This is a genomic window from Streptomyces sp. NPDC018029 (assembly GCF_044327655.1).
Taxonomy (GTDB): Bacteria; Actinomycetota; Actinomycetes; order Streptomycetales; family Streptomycetaceae; genus Streptomyces.
The window spans coordinates 424,081-445,732 of record NZ_JBIRFV010000005.1 but is presented as its reverse complement, the minus strand read 5'-3'; the positions used below and the strand labels follow the sequence as shown (position 1 = coordinate 445,732).

General features: G+C 70.3%; 18 protein-coding genes. 10 read left to right on the top strand and 8 right to left on the bottom strand.

Features of this window, described 5'->3' with window-relative positions:
• Positions 1-105 precede the first annotated feature (105 nt).
• From moaC to galU, 3 genes are all read right to left on the bottom strand, one after another.
• A complete protein-coding gene (gene moaC / locus ACH4D5_RS18270; protein ID WP_362998686.1) occupies positions 106-630 on the bottom strand; it encodes a cyclic pyranopterin monophosphate synthase MoaC in 525 nt (174 codons plus the stop codon).
• 84 nt (positions 631-714) lie between these two features.
• Positions 715-2,061 carry a gephyrin-like molybdotransferase Glp gene (gene glp, locus ACH4D5_RS18265; RefSeq protein ID WP_398303365.1) on the bottom strand — a complete coding sequence of 449 codons (1,347 nt, stop codon included), beginning with the start codon at positions 2,059-2,061 and terminating at the stop codon, positions 715-717.
• A gap of 4 nt (positions 2,062-2,065) precedes the next feature.
• On the bottom strand, positions 2,066-2,977 hold the full coding sequence (gene galU / locus ACH4D5_RS18260) for a UTP--glucose-1-phosphate uridylyltransferase GalU (protein ID WP_398303363.1): 912 nt from the start codon (positions 2,975-2,977) through the stop codon (positions 2,066-2,068).
• A 142-nt stretch (positions 2,978-3,119) separates the two neighbouring features.
• Here galU and ACH4D5_RS18255 point away from each other — a divergent pair, with 142 nt between their 5' ends.
• Positions 3,120-3,695 carry a 5-formyltetrahydrofolate cyclo-ligase gene (locus tag ACH4D5_RS18255; protein ID WP_398303361.1) on the top strand — a complete coding sequence of 192 codons (576 nt, stop codon included), beginning with the start codon at positions 3,120-3,122 and terminating at the stop codon, positions 3,693-3,695.
• 88 nt (positions 3,696-3,783) lie between these two features.
• On the opposite strand, the gene ACH4D5_RS18250 is transcribed toward ACH4D5_RS18255, so the two are convergent.
• Complete coding sequence (locus ACH4D5_RS18250; RefSeq protein ID WP_398303359.1) at positions 3,784-6,633, bottom strand: penicillin acylase family protein; 2,850 nt, start codon at positions 6,631-6,633, stop codon at positions 3,784-3,786.
• Between the two features lie 256 nt (positions 6,634-6,889).
• Here ACH4D5_RS18250 and ACH4D5_RS18245 point away from each other — a divergent pair, with 256 nt between their 5' ends.
• From ACH4D5_RS18245 to mscL, 6 genes are all read left to right on the top strand, one after another.
• A complete protein-coding gene (locus ACH4D5_RS18245) occupies positions 6,890-8,395 on the top strand; it encodes a potassium/proton antiporter (RefSeq protein ID WP_398303755.1) in 1,506 nt (501 codons plus the stop codon).
• Positions 8,396-8,629: 234 nt separating this feature from the next.
• Entirely contained in the window at positions 8,630-9,901 is a 1,272-nt protein-coding gene (locus tag ACH4D5_RS18240; RefSeq protein WP_398303357.1) for an MFS transporter, read from the top strand.
• 67 nt (positions 9,902-9,968) lie between these two features.
• Positions 9,969-10,301: an FmdB family zinc ribbon protein gene (locus ACH4D5_RS18235; RefSeq protein ID WP_398303355.1), complete on the top strand. Its 333-nt coding sequence runs from the start codon at positions 9,969-9,971 to the stop codon at positions 10,299-10,301.
• Positions 10,302-10,387: 86 nt separating this feature from the next.
• On the top strand, positions 10,388-11,248 hold the full coding sequence (locus tag ACH4D5_RS18230; RefSeq protein WP_398303353.1) for an S-methyl-5'-thioadenosine phosphorylase: 861 nt from the start codon (positions 10,388-10,390) through the stop codon (positions 11,246-11,248).
• 174 nt (positions 11,249-11,422) lie between these two features.
• Positions 11,423-11,962, top strand: a complete 540-nt coding sequence (locus ACH4D5_RS18225; RefSeq protein ID WP_398303351.1) for an RcpC/CpaB family pilus assembly protein — start codon at positions 11,423-11,425, stop codon at positions 11,960-11,962.
• A 138-nt stretch (positions 11,963-12,100) separates the two neighbouring features.
• Positions 12,101-12,577 carry a large conductance mechanosensitive channel protein MscL gene (gene mscL / locus ACH4D5_RS18220; protein WP_398303349.1) on the top strand — a complete coding sequence of 159 codons (477 nt, stop codon included), beginning with the start codon at positions 12,101-12,103 and terminating at the stop codon, positions 12,575-12,577.
• A gap of 76 nt (positions 12,578-12,653) precedes the next feature.
• Here the strand turns inward: mscL and ACH4D5_RS18215 are convergent, their stop codons facing one another.
• The 4 genes from ACH4D5_RS18215 to ACH4D5_RS18200 form a co-directional block, all read right to left on the bottom strand.
• Positions 12,654-12,857 (bottom strand): hypothetical protein, encoded by a 204-nt coding sequence (locus tag ACH4D5_RS18215; protein ID WP_398303347.1) that lies wholly within the window; start codon positions 12,855-12,857, stop codon positions 12,654-12,656.
• Between the two features lie 37 nt (positions 12,858-12,894).
• Entirely contained in the window at positions 12,895-13,665 is a 771-nt protein-coding gene (pflA, locus tag ACH4D5_RS18210; protein WP_398303345.1) for a pyruvate formate-lyase-activating protein, read from the bottom strand.
• A 30-nt stretch (positions 13,666-13,695) separates the two neighbouring features.
• Positions 13,696-16,011, bottom strand: a complete 2,316-nt coding sequence (gene pflB / locus ACH4D5_RS18205) for a formate C-acetyltransferase (RefSeq protein WP_398303343.1) — start codon at positions 16,009-16,011, stop codon at positions 13,696-13,698.
• A gap of 63 nt (positions 16,012-16,074) precedes the next feature.
• Entirely contained in the window at positions 16,075-17,583 is a 1,509-nt protein-coding gene (locus ACH4D5_RS18200; protein WP_398303341.1) for a NarK family nitrate/nitrite MFS transporter, read from the bottom strand.
• A 241-nt stretch (positions 17,584-17,824) separates the two neighbouring features.
• Here ACH4D5_RS18200 and ACH4D5_RS18195 point away from each other — a divergent pair, with 241 nt between their 5' ends.
• From ACH4D5_RS18195 to ACH4D5_RS18185, 3 genes are all read left to right on the top strand, one after another.
• Positions 17,825-19,054 carry a low temperature requirement protein A gene (locus ACH4D5_RS18195; RefSeq protein WP_398303339.1) on the top strand — a complete coding sequence of 410 codons (1,230 nt, stop codon included), beginning with the start codon at positions 17,825-17,827 and terminating at the stop codon, positions 19,052-19,054.
• 59 nt (positions 19,055-19,113) lie between these two features.
• Positions 19,114-20,151, top strand: a complete 1,038-nt coding sequence (locus tag ACH4D5_RS18190; protein WP_398303337.1) for a P1 family peptidase — start codon at positions 19,114-19,116, stop codon at positions 20,149-20,151.
• Between the two features lie 149 nt (positions 20,152-20,300).
• The gene (locus ACH4D5_RS18185) at positions 20,301-21,530 is read left to right on the top strand and encodes an Ig-like domain-containing protein (RefSeq protein ID WP_398303335.1); all 1,230 of its coding nucleotides are present in this window, start codon (positions 20,301-20,303) and stop codon (positions 21,528-21,530) included.
• Positions 21,531-21,652: the final 122 nt, after the last annotated feature.

Here is a 21,652-nt window from a genome sequence, read left to right as displayed (position 1 = left end):
CGCCCGCCGACGCGTCCTGTCCTGTCTGCCGCGGCGTCCCACCCGGCTCCCGACCCGCCTGCGGCGCCGCGTCGTGCTCCACGCGTGCGTGCCCGTCACCCGCGCTCACGCCCCGGCTCCTTCCCGGCTCCACGTCCCCGACTTGCCGCCGGTCTTCTCCTCCACCCGTACGTCCGTGATGACGGCGCCCTTGTCGACGGCCTTCACCATGTCGACGACGGTGAGGGCGGCGACGCTCACCGCGGTGAGGGCCTCCATCTCGACGCCCGTGCGGTCGGTCGTCTTCACCGTGGCGAGGATCTCGACGGCGTCGTCCGCCACGGAGAGGTCGAGCTTCACTCCGGAGACGGCCAGCGGATGGCAGAGCGGGATCAGGTCCGGCGTGCGTTTGGCGCCCATGATCCCGGCGATCCGCGCGGTGGCCAGGGCGTCGCCCTTCGGCACGCCCTCGCCGCGCAGCAGCTCGATCACGCGCGGCGAGACCAGGACGCGGCCGCTGGCGCGGGCGGTGCGCGCGGTCACGTCCTTGGCGGACACATCGACCATGCGGGCCGCGCCCGCCTCGTCGATGTGGGTCAGTCGCTGCTGGTCAGGGGCTCCGGGGGTGTCCCCCCGGGAAATCGCGGTCATGTGCTTGGCGCTCCCGGTCCGGGCTCCGCGCGGTGCGGCGCGCGGGCCTGTTGTGCGCGACACGGTACCGCGCGGGCGGCCTCCTCAGCCGAGCAGGACCACTTCGACGTCCGTGCCGGGCTCCACCGATGTGGTGTCCTCGGGGACGACGATCAGCGCGTCCGCGTGGGCCAGGGCGGCGATCAGATGCGAGCCGGCTCCGCCGACGGGCGTGACCTCGCCCGCCGCGGCGTCGTACCTCCCCCGGAGGAACTGGCGGCGTCCCTCGGGCGAGTGCAGCGCCTTGTCCGACACCAGCTTCGCGCGCGTGGTGGGCCGGCGGACCTCCGGAAGGCCCATGAGGGTGCGGATCGCGGGGCGCACGAACAGCTCGAAGGAGACGTACGAGGAGACGGGGTTGCCCGGCAGCGCGAGGAGCGGGGTGTGGTCGGGGCCGATGGAGCCGAAGCCCTGCGGCTTGCCGGGCTGCATGGCGATCTTGCGGAACTCCACGCCGCTGCCCGCCGCGATGCCGTCCTCGGCGTCCGGGTCGCCGATGGAGGTCAGGGCCTCCTTCACGACGTCGTAGGCGCCCACGCTGACGCCGCCGGTGGTGACGACGAGGTCGGCGCGGATCAGCTGGTCCTCGATGGTGGAGCGCAGCGTCTCGGCGTCGTCGGCGACCGCGCCCACGCGGTAGGCGATGGCTCCGGCGTCGCGGGCGGCGGAGGTGAGGGCGAAGCTGTTGGAGTCGTAGATCTGGCCGGCCGCCAACTCCTCGCCGGGCTGGATCAGTTCGCTGCCGGTGGACATGACGACCACGCGCGGGCGCGGGCGTACCTTCACCGTGCCGCGGCCGATCGCGGCGAGCAGGGCGATCTGCGGGGGGCCGAGGACGGTGCCCGCGGACAGGGCCCGGTCGCCCGCCCGGACGTCGCTGCCGCGCTCGCGCACGTGCGCGCGTGCCTCGGCGGGGCGGTGCACGCGGACCTCTCCGGAGGCGCCCTCGGGGGCGGTGCTGTGGGCGCGCATCCCGGAGACGGGGCCCTCGCCCAGACCGCCGTCGGTCCACTCCACGGGGACGACGGCCTCGGCGCCGGGCGGCAGCGGGGCGCCGGTCATGATGCGGGCGGCCTGGCCCGCGCCGACGGTGGGCTGCGCGCCCGCGCCCGCGGCCACGTCGCCGATGACCGTCAGGACGGCGGGGAACTCCTCGCTCGCGCCCGCGAGGTCGGCGACCCGCACCGCGTAACCGTCCATGGAGCTGTTGTCGAAGGGCGGCAGCGAGACGGGCACCGTGACGTCCTCGACCAGGACGCAGCCCTGGGCGTCGAGGAGTTGGAGCTCGATCGGTTCGAGCGGGCGGACGGTCGCGAGGATGTCGTCCAGATGCTCTTCCACCGACCAGAATTCGGGCCGGCCGGTGGTCGGTGTCGTCGTGCTGCTGCTCAAAGTGCTACATCTCCTCGGTGACGTAACTGCGAAGCCAGGCCTGGAAGTCCGGGCCCAGATCTTCACGTTCGCACGCGAGTCTGACAATGGCACGCAGATAGTCGCCCCGGTCACCGGTGTCATAGCGGCGGCCCTTGAAGACCACGCCGTGCACAGGGCCGCCGATCTTCTCGTCCGCGGCGAGCTGCTGGAGGGCGTCGGTGAGCTGGATCTCGCCGCCGCGGCCCGGCTCGGTCTTGCGCAGGACGTCGAAGACGGCGGGGTCCAGGACGTAGCGGCCGATGACCGCGTAGTTGCTGGGCGCGTCCGCGACGTCGGGCTTCTCGACCAGGCCGGTGACCTTGACGACGTCGCCGTCCTCGGTGGCCTCGACCGCCGCGCAGCCGTAGAGGTGGATCTGCTCGGGGGCCACCTCCATGAGGGCGATGACGCTGCCGCCGTGCCGCTCCTGCGTCTCGACCATGCGGGCGAGGAGCGGGTCGCGCGGGTCGATGAGGTCGTCGCCGAGGAGTACGGCGAACGGCTCCCGGCCGACGTGCGGTGCGGCGCACAGGACGGCGTGACCGAGCCCCTTGGGGTCGCCCTGGCGCACATAGTGCATCGTCGCGAGGTCGCTGGACTCCTGGACCTTGGCGAGGCGGGCCTCGTCGCCCTTCTTCAGGAGGGCGGACTCCAGTTCGTAGTTGCGGTCGAAGTGGTCCTCCAGGGGGCGCTTGTTGCGTCCCGTGATCATGAGGACGTCGTCGAGACCCGCGGACGCGGCCTCCTCGACCACGTACTGGATCGCCGGCTTGTCGACGACCGGCAGCATCTCCTTGGGGGTCGCCTTGGTGGCCGGCAGGAAGCGAGTGCCGAGGCCCGCCGCGGGGATGACCGCCTTGGTGATCCTGCTGTGGGGGGGTTGAGACTCAGTCATGGCGCCCACCATATCCGGTGTGTATGTGCGGAATCTGTGGGTCCAGATAATTTCTCGGCATATGCGCCGACCAGGAACGATTTGGGAGATCCCTGTGAGCCGAACCGGCGGAACCGGAGCAGACGGCCAGCCAACCAAGCGGATGTTGCGGCGAGACTTCCTCGCGGTGAGAAGCGGGTTGACTGCCGATGACGTGCGGAAGGCGGCCGCGGCTCTCGCCGAGCGCGCTCTGGAACTGCCGGAGCTCGCCGGCGCGCGGACCGTCGCGGCGTACGTCTCCGTGGGGAGCGAGCCCGGCACCCGCGCACTGCTCGACGCCCTGCACGCGCGTGGAACCCGCGTCCTGCTCCCGGCGCTGCTCCCGGACAACGACCTGGACTGGGGCGTGTACGACGGGGAGGGCTCGCTCGTCCGCGTACAACATCTGGGGAAGATCGAACTGTTGGAACCCTCCGGGGCGCGGCTCGGGCCCGACGCCGTCCTGGAGGCGGACGCCGTGCTGCTGCCGGGGCTCGCCGTGGACGCGCGCGGGATGCGGCTCGGGCGGGGCGGCGGCTCGTACGACCGCGTCCTTGCCCGCCTGGAGCGCGCGGCCGCCGACCCCGCGCTCGTGGTGCTCCTGTACGACTCCGAAGTCGTCGCCCACCTCCCCGAAGAGGCACACGACCGGCCGGTGCACGCCGTCGTGACGCCGTCGGGGGCGCACCGCTTCCGCTGAGGCCCGGGGCGGTCATGGGCCTCGGAACGCCGAAAGGGCCCTCCACGCGTGCGTGGAGGGCCCTTTCAGGATGTGCCGTGCGCGACCGTCAGGGGCGCAGCACCAGCTTGTCGCTCGTGCTGCCCTCGACCGCCTTGTCCGTGTAGGCCCACGGCAGGAGCTCGCCCTTGGCCCACTTGTCGGTCTGGTCGGTGTAGTGGGCGTTGTACGCGTGCCCCGAAGCGCCGGTGAGGTTGATCCACTTGGACTTGTCGAGGTCCTTGAGGTTCACCACCATGCGCATCGACGGCACCCAGAGCACTCCGTAGCCGCCCGCCGCGTTCCAGCCGGTCGCGTTGACCGCAGCCTCGCCGCCGCCGAGCTTCCACGGGCCGCGGTTGAGGACGTACTGCAGCCAGCCGGGGCCTTCGGTGCCGAGCGTCTGGTTCTTCAGCGTGAGCCGGTGCAGGCGGCCCCAGCTCCAGGTGTCGATGTCCTTGCCGAGCTTGGCGGTCAGGTCCCAGCGCGCGTCCTCCAGGGCCCGCGCGAACAGCTGGTCGCGGGTCTTGGTCTCCTTGTCGGTGCGGGTCCCGGGCGACTTCCACCAGGCGTTGGTCTCGTCGTCGATGATCCTGCGGATCACTTCGTAGTAGCGGTCGCCGCCGTCCGGCTGGGCCGAGTCGGCGTCGCGCTCACCGCACTCGCGCACCTTCTTGCCCTCGTCGGCGGGGCCGGTGTTGCCGGCCGGCTCGACGCTCAGGCACTGCCCCTTGACGCGCAGCTCCTTGGGGAGCTTGTTGCCGAAGGCCAGCTTGAGGATGTTGCGCCAGACCGAGTTGAAGTACGCGGCGGCCGCCGAGTCGGCGTCCTGGGTGTAGTCCCAGCCTTCGAGCAGCTTCTGCGCCTCGCGGACGTACTTGTCCTTGACGTCGATCTTCAACAGCTTGGGCACGAGCAGCTTGGCGATCTCGCTGCTGTTGTCCATCTGCATGAGGCGCATGTCCTCGGTGGAGATCTTGCCGCCGTTCTTGATCTTCGACTGGATGAGGTCGTCGATCCGCTGGCTGCGTGCTCCGTAGCCCCAGTCCGAGGTGAGCTTGTACGGGTACTTGTCGCTGATCACGGCCTGGTTGGCGGTGACGATGTAGCCGCGCTCGGGGTTGTACTCGTAGGGCAGCGCGTCCTGCGGGATGTAGCCGGTCCAGCGGTAGTCGCGGTCCCAGCCGGGCGCCGGGAGCGAGCCGTCGCCCTTGCCGCGGGTGGGGATCTTGCCGGGCGCCTGGTAGCCGATGTTGCCGTCGGTGTCGGCGTAGATCAGGTTCTGGGACGGCACTTCAAAAGAAGCGGCCGCCTTGCGGAACTCCGTGAAGTTCTTCGCCTTGTTGAGCTCGAAGACGGCGTCCATCGACTTGCCGGGGGTCAGCGCGGTCCAGCGCAGCGCCACTCCGTAGCCGTCGCCCCGGTCGGGGGCCGCGGTGTCGACGTGGGCCTTCTTGCCGACCTTGACCAGCTCGTCGTCGCGGTCGGAGATCAGCGGGCCGTTGTTGGTCTCGCGGACCGTGATCTTCTTCGACTTGCCGCCCGCGACCTTGATGGTCTCCTCGCGCGAGGTGAACGGCAGCACCTTGCCGTCGTACTGGTAGCCGTCCCCGGTGAACTTCTCCAGGTACAGGTCCGTGACGTCGGCGCCGAGGTTCGTCATGCCCCAGGCGATGTCCTTGTTGTGGCCGATGACCACGCCCGGCATGCCGGAGAAGGTGTAGCCCGAGACGTCGTACCGGCACTTCTCGGAGACCGACCGGCAGTGCAGGCCCATCTGGTACCAGACGGAGGGCAGCTGCGGTGCCAGGTGCGGGTCGTTGGCGAGGAGCGGCTTGCCGGTGATGGTGTGCTCACCGGAGACGACCCAGGAGTTCGAGCCGATGCCGTTGCCGTTCGGCCCGAGGATGGCCGGGACCTCGTCGAGGGCTCCGGAGAGGCCGTTGAGCTGCGACTGGAGCCCGTCGGGGGCCTGGGCGCCGCCCGCGAGGCCGGACCCGGCCGCGCCGCCGGTCCCGCCCGTGCCGGTGCCGGTGCCAGTGCCCGTACCCGTGCCTGTACCCGTTCCGGTACCTGTGCCAGTACCGGTTCCTGTGCCCGTACCGGTGCCGGTGCCGGTCTGCGTGTCGGTGGCCGTGGCGTCGGGGTCGTACTCCTCGGTGACGCTGTTGTAGGCGCCCTCGCGGACGATCGGCTTGTTCCGCTTGTACGGGTACTTCGGGTACAGGTCCTTGATCTGCGACGGACCGAGGCGGCTCGTCATCAGGGAGCGGTCGATCTCTTCCTGCATGTTGCCGCGCAGGTCCCAGGCCATGGCCTTCAGCCAGGCCACGGAGTCGACGGGGGTCCACTCCTGCGGCTTGTAGTCGTTCTTGAAGCCGAGCGCCGCGTACTCGACGGAGATGTCCTTGCCGTCCTTGCCGGCGAGGTAGGCGTTGACCCCCTTGGCGTACGCCTGGAGGTACTTCTTCGTCTCCGGCGAGAGCTTGGAGTCGTACTCCTTCTTCGCCACCCGGTGCCAGCCGAGCGTGCGCAGGAATTCATCGGTCTTGACCTGGCTCTTCCCGAACATCTCGGAGAGCCGCCCGGAGGTCATGTGACGACGGACGTCCATCTCGTAGAAGCGGTCCTGCGCCTGGACGAAACCCTGGGCCATGAAGAGGTCGGCGTCGGAGTCGGCGTAGATCTGCGGGATTCCGTTCCCGTCACGCTTCACCTCGACGTTGCCCGAGAGGCCGTCGAGCTTGATCGTTCCCTTGGTCTGCGGGAAGGAGGCGCGCACGGTGCTGACGCTCCAGTACGCGCCGAAGCCGATGCCTCCGACGATGGCCAGGACCAGGACGATCACGACGAGTCGGGCTCGGCGCCCCTTCTTCTTGCCGGACTTATGACCGGAAGAGGCGGTGGTGTTGGAGGGCATCGCTGTCCTTGCTGTCCTTACGCGAGCGGCAGGGCGGGCTGTGCTGTCGACTGGGCGGCTCTGGGAGCGCAGGAGCAACCATAGGCGCAGGGCGTTCCGGCTCCGGACGCGGAGTCAGGAACCCGCGCCTCAAAAGATCGAATAACCATTCGAAGGCGTCAAGGAAGCGTTAACAATTAGGTAAGGTAACGAAGTACTCCTACGTAGTGCTCGGCTTCCCGTCGGAGCACTCGGCTCAGCGCGGAAGGAACGGCCCCTGACTGTCCACCACCTCAACCAGCTCCTGCTCGTCTGCTCGCTCGTCCTGCTCGTCGCCGTGGCGGCGGTCCGCATCTCGTCGCGCAGCGGGCTCCCCAGCCTGCTGCTGTACCTGGGCATCGGCGTCGCCATGGGCCAGGACGGCGTCGGCGACGTCCACTTCAACAATGCCGAACTGACGCAGGTCATCGGCTATGCCGCCCTGGTCGTGATCCTCGCCGAGGGCGGCCTCGGGACGAAGTGGAAAGAGATCCGGCCCGCGCTGCCGGCGGCGGCCGTGCTCTCGACCGTCGGCGTCGCGGTGAGCGTCGGCATCACGGCCGCGGGAGCCCACTATCTCGTCGGCCTCGAGTGGCGGCAGGCGCTGATCATCGGTGCGGTGGTCTCGTCCACGGACGCGGCAGCGGTCTTCTCGGTGCTGCGGAAGGTGCCGCTCCCCTCCCGTGTGACGGGAATCCTGGAAGCGGAGTCGGGGTTCAACGACGCCCCTGTGGTGATCCTCGTCGTGGCGTTCTCCACGGCGGGACCGGTGGACGACTGGTACGTACTGATCGGCAAGATCGCCCTGGAGCTGGCGATCGGCGCCGCGATCGGCATCGCGGTCGGCTGGCTCGGCGCCTACGGCCTGCGGCACGTGGCGCTGCCCGCCTCCGGTCTCTACCCCATCGCCGTCATGGCGATCGCGGTCACCGCGTACGCCGCGGGCGCCATGGCGCACGGCAGCGGCTTCCTGGCCGTCTACCTCGCCTCGATGGTGCTCGGCAACGCCAGGCTGCCACACTGGCCCGCCACCCGCGGCTTCGCCGAGGGGCTCGGCTGGATCGCCCAGATCGGCATGTTCGTCCTGCTCGGCCTCCTCGTCACGCCGCACGACCTGCTCGACGACACCTGGCACGCGATCCTCATCGGCCTGGTCCTGACCGTGGTGGCACGCCCCCTGGAGGTCGTGCTCAGCCTGCTGCCGTTCCGCACGCCCTGGCAGGAGAAGGCGCTGCTGTCCTGGGCGGGCCTGCGCGGCGCCGTGCCCATCATCCTGGCCACCATCCCGATGGTGAGCGGCGTCGAGGACAGCCAGCGGATCTTCAACATCGTCTTCGTCCTGGTCGTCGTCTACACCCTCGTGCAAGGCCCCACGCTGCCCTGGCTGGCCAGGAAGCTGCGGCTCGGCGACGGCTCGGAGGCCGCCGACCTCGGCATCGAGTCCGCGCCCCTGGAGCGCCTCCAGGGACACCTCCTGTCGGTGGACATCCCCAAGGGCTCACGCATGCACGGCGTCGAGGTGGGCGAGCTGCGGCTGCCCCCGGGCTCGGCGGTCACGCTGATCGTCCGCGACGGAGAATCGTTCGTGCCGCTGCCGACGACGGTGCTGCGGCGCGGCGACGAGCTCCTGGTGGTGGCGACGGACCCGGTGCGGGACGCGGCCGAGCGGCGGCTGCGCGCGGTCGGACACGGCGGAAAGCTGGCCGGTTGGCTGGGAACCGACGGAGAAAAGCACCAATCGTAGGTGGCACGGGTCTCATCGGCTGCGAATACAGGGGCCGATGGGACATTCCCCTGTACGATAAAGGCACCAGATCGAACCAACTCTGCCTGAAGCAGAGCTGGCGCGACCGTATGGCGGCCGAGGCGCCCTCCGCAGTGGAGCCCGGCATCTACCGCAGTTCCGCGCAAGAGGACAGCTCTCGGCGTCGTCGCCCCACCAGGGCGACCGCTACCAGGCGGCAGAAAGGCACGGGCCGTGGCATCCACGGTCACCGAATCCCGCCCGGGTTACGGACAGCTCCTGCGCACCCCTCGCGCATGGACGTTCCTGCTCCCCGGCTTCGCGGCGCGACAGCCGTTCGCGATGCTGACCATCTCCATCGTCCTGCTGGTGCAGCACACCACCGGCTCGTACGGTGCCGCGGGCGCCGTCTCGGCCGTCACCGGCGTCTCCATGGCGCTCTTCGCCCCCTTCACCGGCAAGCTCGCCGACCGGTTCGGGCAGCGCGCCGTCCTGCTGCCGGGCGTGCTCGTCCACTCCGCGTCCGTCGTCACGCTGACGGTGCTCGCGCTCTCCGACGCCCCCTTGTGGGCGCTCTTCGTGGCCGCCGTGCCCGCGGGCGCGTCGACGCCGCAGATCGGCCCCATGGTGCGGGCCCGCTGGGGCGTCAAGCTGCAGGGCTCCCCCCTCGCCACCACCGCGGCCGCCTTCGAGTCGGTCACCGACGAGCTGACCTTCGTCCTCGGCCCGCTCCTCGCCACCGCCCTGTGCACCGGCATCTCGCCCTCCGCGGGACTCCTCACCGAGGCCGGGCTCACCCTGGTGGGCGGTCTGCTCTTCGCCGCGCAGAAGAGCACCCAGCCGCAGCCGTCCGCCCACGACGACGCCCACGCGCGCGTGGAGCACGTCTCGGCGCTCCGCATCCCCGGAGTGCGGGTCCTGATCGTCACGTTCCTCGGAATCGGCGCCGTCTTCGGCGGCATGCAGGTCTCGCTGGCCGCCTTCACCGAGTCGATCGGCGAGCCCGGCCTGAACGGCGTCCTGTACGGCACGTTCGCGGCGGGCAACATGCTCTCCGGTGTCGCCTGCGGCGCCATCGCCTGGAAGATCTCGCCGCAGCGCCGGCTCCTCGTCGGGTACGCGGCACTCACTCTGATGGCCTCCGGACTGTGGGCCGCGCACTCCGTGCCGCTGCTCGCCGGTCTCGGCCTGCTGGTCGGCGTCTGCATCGCGCCCGCCCTGATCACCGGCTACACCCTGGTCGACAAGCTGGTCGCGCCGACCGCCCGCACGGAGGCCTTCACCTGGCTGACCGGCGCGGTCGCGCTCGGGCAGGCGGCGGCCGTCACGGTCGCCGGACAGCTGGAGGACCGCTTCTGGGACGGGGCCGGATTCCTGGTCCCGCTGGGCGGCACGGCACTGGCCCTCGTGGTCCTCGTGACGCTGCGCTCGCGGCTCGCTCCGAAGTCCTCGGGCCGCACCGTGGCACGTGGCGTCGGTCACCGCGTGCCGGTGTCAGTGGACTGATCCCGCGGAATACGTCACTATGGACCGTCGTTAGCACTCATCGAGTGAGAGTGCCAGGAGGAAGCAAGTGCCGACGTACCAGTACCAGTGCACCGAGTGCGGCGAGGGCCTCGAGGCGGTGCAGAAGTTCACCGATGACGCCCTGACTGTTTGCCCCAACTGCGACGGACGCCTCAAGAAGGTGTTCTCGGCGGTCGGCATCGTCTTCAAGGGCTCCGGCTTCTACCGCAACGACAGCCGCGGTTCGTCGTCGAGCAGCACCCCGGCGAACGCGTCGTCGAAGTCGGCCTCGTCCGACTCCTCGGCATCGAAGGCGGCATCGTCTTCGTCGTCCTCCTCGTCCTCGGACTCCAAGTCGTCCGGCTCCTCCTCGACGTCCACGTCGAGCTCGGCCGCGTAGGACTTCCCGCAGGTTCTTCCGTGTGACCCCGCCGTCCTGCGACGGCGGGGTCGTCGGCATGTGCCGCCCCGGCTACTGTGCGGGCCATGGTGAACACGGCGAAGGCGAGCGTCCCGCGGGCCGAGATCGGCGTGATCGGCGGCTCCGGCTTCTACTCCTTCCTCGACGACGTGACCGAGACGCAGGTCGACACCCCCTACGGAGCCCCGAGCGACTCCCTCTTCCTCGGTGAGATCGCCGGGCGGCGGGTCGCCTTCCTGCCCCGGCACGGCCGCGGCCACCACCTGCCGCCGCACCGCATCAACTACCGCGCGAACCTCTGGGCGCTGCGCTCCGTCGGCGTACGGCAGGTGCTCGGGCCGTGCGCGGTCGGCGGGCTGCGCCCCGAGTACGGGCCGGGCACCCTGCTGGTGCCCGACCAGCTCGTGGACCGCACCCTGACGCGAGCGCAGACGTACTTCGACGGCGTGCCGCTGCCCGACGGAAGCGTGCCGAACGTCGTGCACGTCTCGCTCGCCGACCCGTACTGCCGCGCGGGCCGCGGGGCCGCGCTGAAGGCCGCCCGCGGCCGCGACTGGGAGCCGGTGGACGGCGGGACGCTGGTCGTGGTCGAGGGGCCGCGCTTCTCGACCCGGGCGGAATCACGCTGGTACGCGGAGCAGGGCTGGTCGGTGGTGGGCATGACCGGCCACCCTGAGGCGGCGCTCGCCCGCGAGCTGGAGCTCTGCTACACGTCGCTGACGCTGGTCACGGATCTGGACGCGGGCGCGGAGAGCGGCGAGGGCGTCTCGCACGAGGAGGTCCTGCGGGTGTTCGCGGCCAATGTGGACCGGCTGCGGGGCGTGCTGTTCGACGCGGTCGCGGGGCTGCCGCAGGGCGACCGGGGGCGGGAGTGCGGGTGCGCGGGGGCGTTGGGCGGGATGGATCCGGGGATCCGGTTGCCGTGAGAGGGCTTAGGTCTGGGGTCTGGGGCCGACGGCCTGTGAAGGGCTGGAAGTGCCCCTTCGGGTGAGGGAGTTGTCCACAACCGGCGAGTAGTCCACGGGGCTCGGCGGGAATCGGCGCGGGCCTGCATCGTGGGAGCGGAAGCCCAGCTCCTCGCACCGCAGGCGGTGGTTGTCGTGACGCACGTACCCCCTCAGACCCGACCGGCGGACGGCCGCCCGGTCCCCCACTTCCCGCCCGTGCGGGTGCGCGGCGGCCATCCGCGGCTGCGCCGGCTGCTGCGGCACAGACGCCGGGCGATGGCCGTGGGGCTCGCGATGACCGCCGCCGCCCTCGCGGCCACGGCACCGCGCGACGCGGCCCGCCCGCAGGAGATCGCGTCCGCCGCGGAGCCGGTGGAAGCGGCGTCAGCGGCGTCATCGGCAGGGGCAGCCGTGGCGGCGCCCGTGCGGATCGCGGACGCGGAGGCGGCGCGCCTGCTGCGCCCCGGCGACCGGGTCGACGTGATCGCCGCCGACGGGCCGCCCGCGGGTGGTGCGAAGCCGCGCGTGGTGGCGGCCGGGGCGCGCGTGTCCGAGGTGCCCGAGCCGGGGGGCGGGGCCGGGGAAGGGGCTGCCGAGAGCGGGGCGTTGGTGGTGTTCTCCGTCCCGCGAGACACGGCGGCACGGCTGGCCGGAGCCGGCGCGAGCACACGTCTCGCGGTGACCCTGCGATGAAGCGGAACGTTCACGATCGCACTGACAGCCTGTCAAGTAGCTCGTTCGTGCGGGACGATTGGACAGGTCCGCCATGGCCTCACGTAGGTTGCGAAGTTGTTTGTCCAGCAACCCGCACATGCAACGAAAGGCCTCGTGGTGAGCGAGAAGAAGGAACCGGGCGTCTGGGAGGGCTTCAAGGCCTTCCTGATGCGCGGCAATGTCGTCGACCTGGCGGTCGCGGTGGTCATCGGCGCCGCCTTCACGAACATCGTGAACTCGGTGGTCAAGGGTGTCATCAACCCGCTGGTCGGCGCCTTCGGGACGAAGGACCTCGATCACTACAGCTCGTGCCTGAAATCGCCGTGCCAGATGAACGGCGCGGGCGAGGTCACCAAGGGAATCCCGATCATGTGGGGTTCCGTGCTCAGCGCGGTCCTCAGCTTCGTGATCACCGCGGCCGTCGTGTACTTCCTGATGGTGCTGCCGATGGCCAAGTACCTCGCGAGGGTCGCGGCGCGGCGGGCCGAGAAGGAAGGCACGAAGGAGGTCATGGAGCTCACCGAGCTGGAGGTGCTCAAGGAGATCCGCGACGCCCTGGTGGCGCAGCGCGGCTCGGGACACCGCGAGGAGTAGCGCGCGGACCGGCGCCGGGGGACGCGCGGGCTCTGGGGCGGTGGGCCCGGAGGTGGCGGGCTCTCAGGGGGCGGGCTCAGAGGTGGTGGGGCGGCTTCTCGTCGAGGAAGCGCGCCAGGTCGGCGGCGCTGTCGCCGCCGGTCTCGGCCCGCTCGCCCCACCCTCGGTCCGTATCGTCCGAAGACTGCTGCGACAGCGGGTCGTCGAAGACCAGCTTGTTCTTCGCCTTGGGCTTCGGCTTGTCCGGATCGCGCGGTTCGGGGGCGGGGGCGGTACTCATGCCTCCAGAGTACGTCGGCCGGGCCCGGCCGCTCGGTTCAGACGGCCTTGAGGCCCTGAGCTGCGAAGATCCCCTTCGCGGCGGCCACCTGGTCCGGCGTGGGCGAGGGGGTGCCGCGGAGCGTGAAGTCCTTGCCGAGCGCGTCCCACTTCGCCTCGCCCAGCTTGTGGAAGGGCAGCACGTCGACGCGCGTGACGTTGCCGAGCGAGGCGGCGAAGCGGGCGACGCCCTCGATGTTCGCCGGGTCGTCGGTCACTCCGGGGACGAGGACGAAGCGCACCCACGTCTCCTGGTCGAGGCCGGCCAGGCGGCGGGCGAAGTCCAGGGTGGGCCGCAGAGGGCGGCCGGTGAGGTTCCGGTAGGTCTCGGGGTCCCAGGACTTGATGTCGAGCAGGACGAGGTCGACGTCGCGGAGCAGGGCGTCGGTGGCCCGGCTGCCGAGGTGGCCGGACGTGTCGAGTGCGGTGTGCAGCCCCAGCTCGTGCTTGAGGCGGTGCAGGAGCTCGCCGGTGAAGACGGGCTGCAGGAGGGGTTCGCCGCCGCTGACGGTGGCTCCGCCCCCGGCCGCGGAGATGAACCGGGTGTATTTGGCGGCTTCCCCGATGACGTCGTCGGCCGTGGTCCGCTTGCCGTCGCGCATCCGCCAGGTGTCGGGGTTGTGGCAGTACAGGCAGGCCAGGGGACACCCCGCGAGGAACGTGACGAAGCGCGCCCCGGGCCCGTCGACGCCGGTGGACAGGTCCCAGGAGTGGACCGAGCCGGTGACGGGGCGGCGGGTGACGGTCGCCGCGGGGGTGAGGACAGCCATGGCGGTACTCCCGAACTGCTCGCGGAGGGCTCAGAGGGAGCCGTGGAAGGTGCGGTTGATGACGTCGAGCTGCTGGTCCCGGGTGAGCCTGATGAAGTTCACCGCGTATCCCGAGACCCGGATGGTCAGCTGCGGGTAGTTCTCCGGGTGCCGCATGGCGTCCTCCAGGGTGGCCTTGTCGAGCACGTTCACGTTCATGTGGAAGCCGTCGCTCGCCATGAAGCCGTCCAGGACTCCGGCGAGGTTCGCGACGCGCTCCTCGGGGGTGCGGCCGAGTGCGTCGGGGGTGATGGTGTTGGTCAGCGAGATGCCGTCCTCGGCGTCGTCGTAGGGCAGCTTGGCGACCGACATCGCCGAGGCGATGTAGCCGTGTTCGTCGCGGCCGTTCATCGGGTTGGCGCCCGGGGCGAAGGGCGTCCCGGCGCGGCGGCCGTCGGGGGTGTTGCCGGTCTTCTTGCCGTAGACGACGTTCGAGGTGATGGTCAGCACCGACTGGGTGTGCACCGCGTTCCGGTAGGTGGGGTGCTTGCGGACCTTCTCCATGAAGTCGTGCACGATGCGCCGGGCGATGTCGTCGGCACGGTCGTCGTTGTTCCCGTAGGCGGGGTAGTCGCCCTCGATCTCGTAGTCGACGGCGAGGCCGGTCTCGTCGCGGATCACCCTGACCCTGGCGTGCTTGATCGCCGAGAGCGAGTCGGCGGCGACCGAGAGCCCGGCGATGCCGCACGCCATGGTGCGCAGGACGTCCCGGTCGTGCAGCGCCATCTCGATGCGTTCGTAGGCGTACTTGTCGTGCATGTAGTGGATGACGTTGAGCGCGTGGACGTAGGTCTTGGCGAGCCAGTCGAGCATCGCGTCGTACTGCCGCACGACCGTCGGGTAGTCCAGGTAGTCGCCGTCGATGGGTGTGAAGCCCTGGACGACGGTCTTGCCGGTCCTCTCGTCCCGGCCGCCGTTGATCGCGTAGAGGAGGGCCTTGGCGACGTTGACGCGGGCTCCGAAGAACTGCATCTGCTTGCCGACGGCCATCGCGGAGACGCAGCAGGCGATCGCGGTGTCATCGCCGTACTTGGGGCGCATCAGCTCGTCGGACTCGAACTGGATGGCCGAGGTGTCGATGGCGACCTGGGCGGCGAAGTCCTTGAAGCCCCGGGGCAGCCGCCGCGACCAGAAGACGGTGAGGTTCGGCTCGGGGGCGGGGCCGAGGTTGTAGAGGGTCTGCAGGGCGCGGAAGGTGGTGCGCGAGACCAGGGGGCGGCCGTCCTCGCCGATGCCGGCCATCGACCAGGTGACCCAGGTCGGGTCGCCGGAGTACAGCTCGTTGTACTCGGGGGTGCGCAAGAAGCGGACAATGCGGAGCTTGATGACGAAGTCGTCGATGAACTCCTGGGCCTCGGACTCGGTGATGCGGCCGGCCTCGATGTCGCGCTGGAGGTAGATGTCGAGGAAGGAGTCGATGCGGCCGATCGACATGGCCGCGCCGTTCTGCTCCTTCACGGCGGCGAGGTAGGCGAAGTAGAGCCACTGGACGGCCTCGCGGCCGGTGGCGGCGGGCCGCGCGATGTCGTAGCCGTACGACATGGCCATGGCCTTCAGTTCCTCGAGGGCCTTGATCTGCTCGGAGATCTCCTCGCGGCCGCGGATGACGTCCTCGGTCGCCCACTGTTCGCCGAGGGCGGCCTTGTCGGTCTCCTTCGCGGCGATGAGCCGGTCGACGCCGTAGAGGGCGACGCGGCGGTAGTCGCCGATGATGCGGCCGCGGCCGTAGGCGTCGGGCAGGCCGGTGATGATGCCGGAGGAGCGGCAGGCGCGGATCTCGGGGGTGTAGGCGTCGAAGACGCCTTCGTTGTGGGTCTTGCGCAGGTGCGTGTAGATGTCCCGGACGTCGGGGTCGGCCTGGTGGCCGTAGGCGTTGAGTGCGCCCTCGACCATGCGCCAACCGCCGTTGGGCATGATGGCGCGCTTGAGCGGGGCGTCGGTCTGCAGGCCGACGATGAGGTCCTTGTGGTCGGCGGCCGAGCCGTCGACGTAGCCGGGCTTGAAGGCGTCGATGCGGGAGGGGGTCTTCACGTCCACGTCATGAATGCCGCGCTCGATCTCGGTGGGGAACATCGAGAGGAGCTTCTGCCAGACCTGGGTGGTGCGTGCGGTCGGTCCGGTCAGGAAGGAGCCGTCTCCTTCGTACGGGGTGTAGTTCCGCTGCACGAAGTCACGGACGTCGATGGCGTCCCGCCACGGGCCGCCTTCGAAGCCGTCCCAGGCCTCGCCTTCCCGGGCCTCGCCGTCCCAAGCTTCGGCGTCCCGAGCCTCACCGTTCACTGTCGTTTCCGTGGGGGTGGCAGTCATGATCCGTACCTTTCGTACCTTCTGCTTCCGTACCGCTTCTTCACCGCGGGCGCCCCTCATGCGTCAGCTCGGCGACTCCGCTCCCTTGCGGGCGTAGAACCACCAGGTCACCGCGATGCAGCTGACGTAGAAGGCCACGAAGCCCCACATCGCGCTGGTGACCGAGAAGTTGGCGAACATCGCCGGGATGAAGAAGAAGCCGTACGCCGCGATGGCGGAGGTGAAGCCGGTGACGGCGCCCGCCTCCATCTCCGACTGCTTCAGCGCCTTCGTGTACTCGGGCGTGCCCTCGGTAAGGCCCTTCAGGTGCTGGTTGCGGAAGATCACCGGGATCTGGCGGAACGTCGAGCCGTTGCCGATGCCCGAGAAGAGGAACGCGAGCAGGAAGCAGGCGAAGAAGCCCCAGAAGTTGCCGTTGTCGCCGCCGGAGGGCAGGAAGCCGATGACGCCGATGATCGCCAGAGCCATGCCGACGAACGAGATGATGGTGACCCTCGCGCCGCCCATCTTGTCGGCGATCCAGCCGCCGGCCCACCGGGCGAGCGCACCCACGGCCGGCCCCATCCAGGCGTAGGTGGCCGCGGAGTAGGCCGCGTCGATCGGGGTGAACGTGGTGTTGATGAGCATCGGCAGGGCGGCGGCGAAGCCGATGAAGGAGCCGAACGTACCGACGTAGAGCCAGGTCATCAGCCAGTTGTGCTTACGCCTGAAGATGATCTTCTGCTGGCTGAAGGGGGTGGAGGCGACCTTGAGGTCGTTCTGGCCGAACCACGCGACGGCGGCCAGGACCACCAGGACCGGCACCCACAGGAACGCGGCGTTCTGCAGCCAGACCGGCGTGCCGTCGGCCTTGTGCTGGGCGGAGCCGACCGCGACGACCGAGCTGGTGATGACGATGGGGGTGAGCAGCTGGACGACGGAGACGCCGAGGTTGCCGAGGCCGCCGTTGATGCCGGTCGCGTTCCCCTTGTCCTTCTTGGGGAAGAAGAAGCCGATGTTGGCGAGGGACGAGGCGAAGTTGGCGCCGCCGATGCCGCAGAGTGCCGCGATGGCGATCATCACGCCGTACGAGGTGTCGGGGTTCTGGACCGCGATGCCGAGCCAGATCAGCGGGACGACCAGGACGACGGTGGAGAGCGCGGTGAAGCGGCGCTGGCCGATCATCGGGCCGAGGAAGGTGTAGAGGATCCGGGCCGTGCCGCCCGTCAGGCCGGGGACCGCCGTCAGCCAGAACAGCTGAGAGGTGGAGAAGCCGAAGCCGACGTCCTTGAGGTTGGTTGCGGTGACCGACCACACCTGCCAGACGACGAAGGCGACGAGCAGGGCGGGGACCGCGATCCACAGGTTGCGGACGGCGACCTTCCGGCCTGTGGACCGCCAGAAGAGTTCGTTCTCCGGTTCCCAGTCGGTGATGGTCCTGCCGGGCCGGTACTGCGCGGGATCGTACGTCGTCCGCGTGGGGTCGTACGCTCTGGCGGGGTCGCGCGGTGCGACGGCGGGGTCGTACGACGTACCCGTGGGCTCGGTCCGCGTGGGCTCGGTCCGCGTGGGGTGGGCGACAGGCGGTCTCATGTTGGTTCCCGGTTCGCTCAGGGTCCCGACCTTGCTACGGGGCCTGACATCTCCACGGTCCGTCGCGCCGGCCCGCGCGGGCAGAGGCATAGGGCACCTGACGGCCGGGCGAAAGACCGGGGCCAAGGTCAGGGAGCGCGGCAGGACTTCGTACCCCGGGCGCTGCGGCGCCCGGGTGGCGCAGCCGTGCCGCCCGGCGCCGCAGCCCGGTCCGGCGTACGCGTTCTGCTGTTGTGGAGGAATGACCTCCGCTTCTGCCTCTCCCCCACCGCACACCGGCCCGCCCTCCGCCGCCCCGAAGCCGCTGCGGCCGCTCCTCTCCCGCGGGCGCGACGAGGAGCACCGCGCCGCGACACCGCTGGAGCTCTTCTTCGACCTGTGCTTCGTCGTGGCGGTCGCGCAGGCCGGTGCGGAGCTGGTGCACGCCGTCGCCGAGGGGCACGCGGGCGAGGGCGTCCTCAACTACGCGATGGTCTTCTTCGCGCTGTTCTGGGCGTGGGTCAACTTCTCGTGGTTCGCCTCGGCGTACGACAACGACGACGTGCTGTACCGCGTGGTCACGCTGGTCCAGATCGCCGGTGTGCTCGTCTTCGCCGCCGGGGTCTCCAAGGCCTTCGAGGAGCACGACTTCCTCCTGGTCTGGCTCGGCTACCTGATCATGCGCATCGCGCTCACCTCCCAGTGGCTGCGCGTGGCCAGGGCGGCGACGGGCGCCGAGCGCGGCACGGCCCTGCGGTACGCGTGCGGTGTGCTGCTCTGCCAGGTCGGCTGGTCGGGGCTGCTGTTCCTGCCGGAGGGCGCCCGGCCCTGGCTGTTCCTCGTGATGGCGGTCGCGGAGCTGTGCGTGCCGGTGATCGCGGAGCGCGCGTACACGACGGCCTGGCACCCGCACCACATCTCCGAGCGGTACGGCCTGTTCACCATCATCGTGCTCGGCGAGACCATCGCGGCGGCGACCGTCGCCGTGAAGTCGGGGATCGAGGAGAACGACGCGCTCGACGAGCTGCTGCCCATCGCCGCGGGCGGCCTCCTCATCGTCTTCGCCGCGTGGTGGATCTACTTCGTGGTGCCCATCCACGGGCGGCTGGCAGGCAACCGTCAGGCGTTCCTGTGGGGTTACGGCCACTACGTGATCCTCGGATCGGCCGCTGCGATCGGCGCCGGGATCGAGGTGGCGGTCGAGCAGGCCGTCGGCAAGGCGCACATCTCGACGCTGGCGGCGTCCGCCGCAGTGACCGTGCCGACGGCGCTCTACCTGTTCACCGTGTGGGCGCTGCACTCCCGTTACTACAAGGTGGGGACGGCGCAGCAACTGGTGCTGCCGGTCGCCACGTTGGCGGTGCTGGCGAGTACGTTCGCGGGGCGCTGGGCGGTGCTCGTTGCCGGGCTCGTGACGGCGGCGACGGTCGCGACGGGGGTGACGCTCACGGCACGCATGGCAAGTGCGGCACGCACGGCTCCGCGCGGGTGACGCTCGCCACGCGTACGGGGCGGCGCTCATGAGAGGCGGTGCGTGGTACGGATCGGGGCATGACTACTGACTCCCTGACCGATGTCGCGGGGCTCCGCGTCGGCCACGCCACGCGGGTCGGCGACGGGTGGCTGACCGGCACCACCGTGGTCCTCGCTCCTGAGGGCGGGGCGGTCGCCGCCGTGGACGTGCGCGGTGGCGGGCCCGGCACCCGGGAGACGGACGCTCTCGACCCGCGCAATGTGGTGCAGCGCGTCGAGGCGGTCGTCCTCACCGGCGGCAGTGCGTACGGCCTGGACTCCGCGTCCGGGGTGGTGGCGTGGCTGGAGGAGCGCCGCCGGGGCGTGCGGGTGGGCCCCGATCCCGCCCACGTCGTCCCCGTCGTCCCGGCCGCCTGCGTCTTCGACCTGGGCCGCGGCGGCGACTTCGGGGCCCGCCCCGACGCGGCGACCGGGCGGGCCGCCGTCGAGGACGCCGCGCGCACCGAGCCGTTCACGCCCGTCGTCGAGGGGAACGTGGGGGCGGGCACCGGCGCGGTGGTCGGGAGTCTCAAGGGCGGTGTCGGCAGCGCGAGCGTCCGCCTCGACTCGGGGATCACGGTCGCCGCGCTGGTCGTGGCGAACGCCGCGGGTTCGGGGGTCGATCCGGGGACGGGGGTGCTGTACGGGCGGTACTTCGAGGGACGGCCGGTGAGTTACCCCGCGCCCGAGGTGCACGAGGAGGCGCGACGGCGGCTCGCCGAGGCCGCCGCGGAGAACGGGCCGCCACCGCTGAACACCACGCTCGCCGTGGTCGCCACCGACGCCGAACTCACCAAGGCGCAGGCGCAGAAGCTGGCCGGCACCTCGCACGACGGGATGGCACGCGCGGTGCGGCCCGTCCATCTCCTCAACGACGGTGACACGGTCTTCGCCCTCGCCACCGGAGAGCGCGCCCTGGCCGCCGATAAGCCGCTCGCCCTCAACGAAATCCTCGCCGCGGGCGCGGACGTGGTGACGGCGGCGATCACGCGGGCGCTGCTCGCGGCCCATTCCGTGAAGACGCAGGGCGGCACCTTCCCCGCGTACCTCGACCTCTACGAGCCCTCCGGGAACTAGCCCAAAGACGCCCAAACAGCCCCACAGCGCCGCCCGTTGGGCTCACCGAGTGTGCTCACACTCACACCCTCCGGGCGGAACCTATCCGCGCACAGGAACGCTCTTAACTCGTACTGGAACAGAACACCTAACTGGATCAGAACACGTACTTGGAGCAGCCCGTGACAAGGTCGGTCATAGTCAACCCCCGGCGCCGTGCCCTGCTGGCAGCCACCGCGCTCGCCGCCGTGGGCGCGCTGACCCTGACGGCCTGCGGCGGCGACGCCGACGCCAAGAACGACAAGAAGGGCGCCAACTCCGCCGCCAAGGGCGCGGAGATCACCATCTCCTCGAAGGACGGCGCCACCGACGCCTCGATCAACGCCACCGGCGTCAAGGTCAAGGGCGGCAAGCTGACGAGCGTGAAGATGACGTCGGTGACGTCCGGCGCCGCGGTCGAGGGCACCATCTCGGGTGACGGCACCTCCTGGAAGCCGAAGGCGCAGCTGGAGCGCGGCACGAAGTACAAGGTGACCGCCAACGCCAAGGACCCCAAGGGCAACGCGGCGACCGAGAACGCGACGTTCACCACCGTCTCCACGGCCAACAGCTTCATCGGCAGCTACACGCCCGACGGCGGCACCACGGTCGGCGTCGGCATGCCGGTCTCCTTCAACTTCGACAAGGCGATCACGGAGAAGAAGGACGTCCAGTCGCACATCACGGTGACGTCGAGCAGCGGCCAGAAGGTCGTCGGCCACTGGTTCGGCAACCAGCGCCTCGACTTCCGGCCCGAGGAGTACTGGAAGGCCGGCTCCAAGGTCACCATGAAGATCAACCTGGACGGCGTGAAGGGCGGGAACGGCATCACCGGCGTGCAGCACAAGACGGTCACCTTCACCGTCGGCCGCGCGCAGGTCTCCACCGTCGACGTCAAGGCCAAGAAGATGACGGTCGAGCGGGACGGCAAGGTCATCAAGACCATCCCGATCTCCGCGGGCAGCCCGTCGAACCCGACGTACAACGGCAAGATGGTGATCTCCGAGAAGTTCACCCAGACCCGGATGAACGGTGACACGGTCGGCTTCGGCGGGGAGTACGACATCAAGGACGTGCCGCACGCCATGCGGCTGTCCACGTCGGGCACCTTCATCCACGGCAACTACTGGGGCTCGCCGTCGATCTTCGGCAGCGCCAACACCAGCCACGGCTGTGTCGGCCTCCAGGACGCGCGCGGCGCGGGCGACCCGAACACCATGGGCGCCTGGTTCTACAACAACTCCCTGATCGGTGACGTCGTGTCGGTCACGGGCTCCCCCGACAAGACGATCGCCCCGGACAACGGCCTCAACGGCTGGAACATGTCCTGGAGCGAGTGGACGGCCGGCAGCGCGAGCTGACGCGCTCACGGCACCGGCAACTGGGCGGGCCACGCGGGAACTTCCCGGGGTGGCCCGCCCGTTTTCCTGATCCCGGGCATCTTGCTCGCGCGTTTTCCCGTTCCCGGGCATCTTGCTCGCGC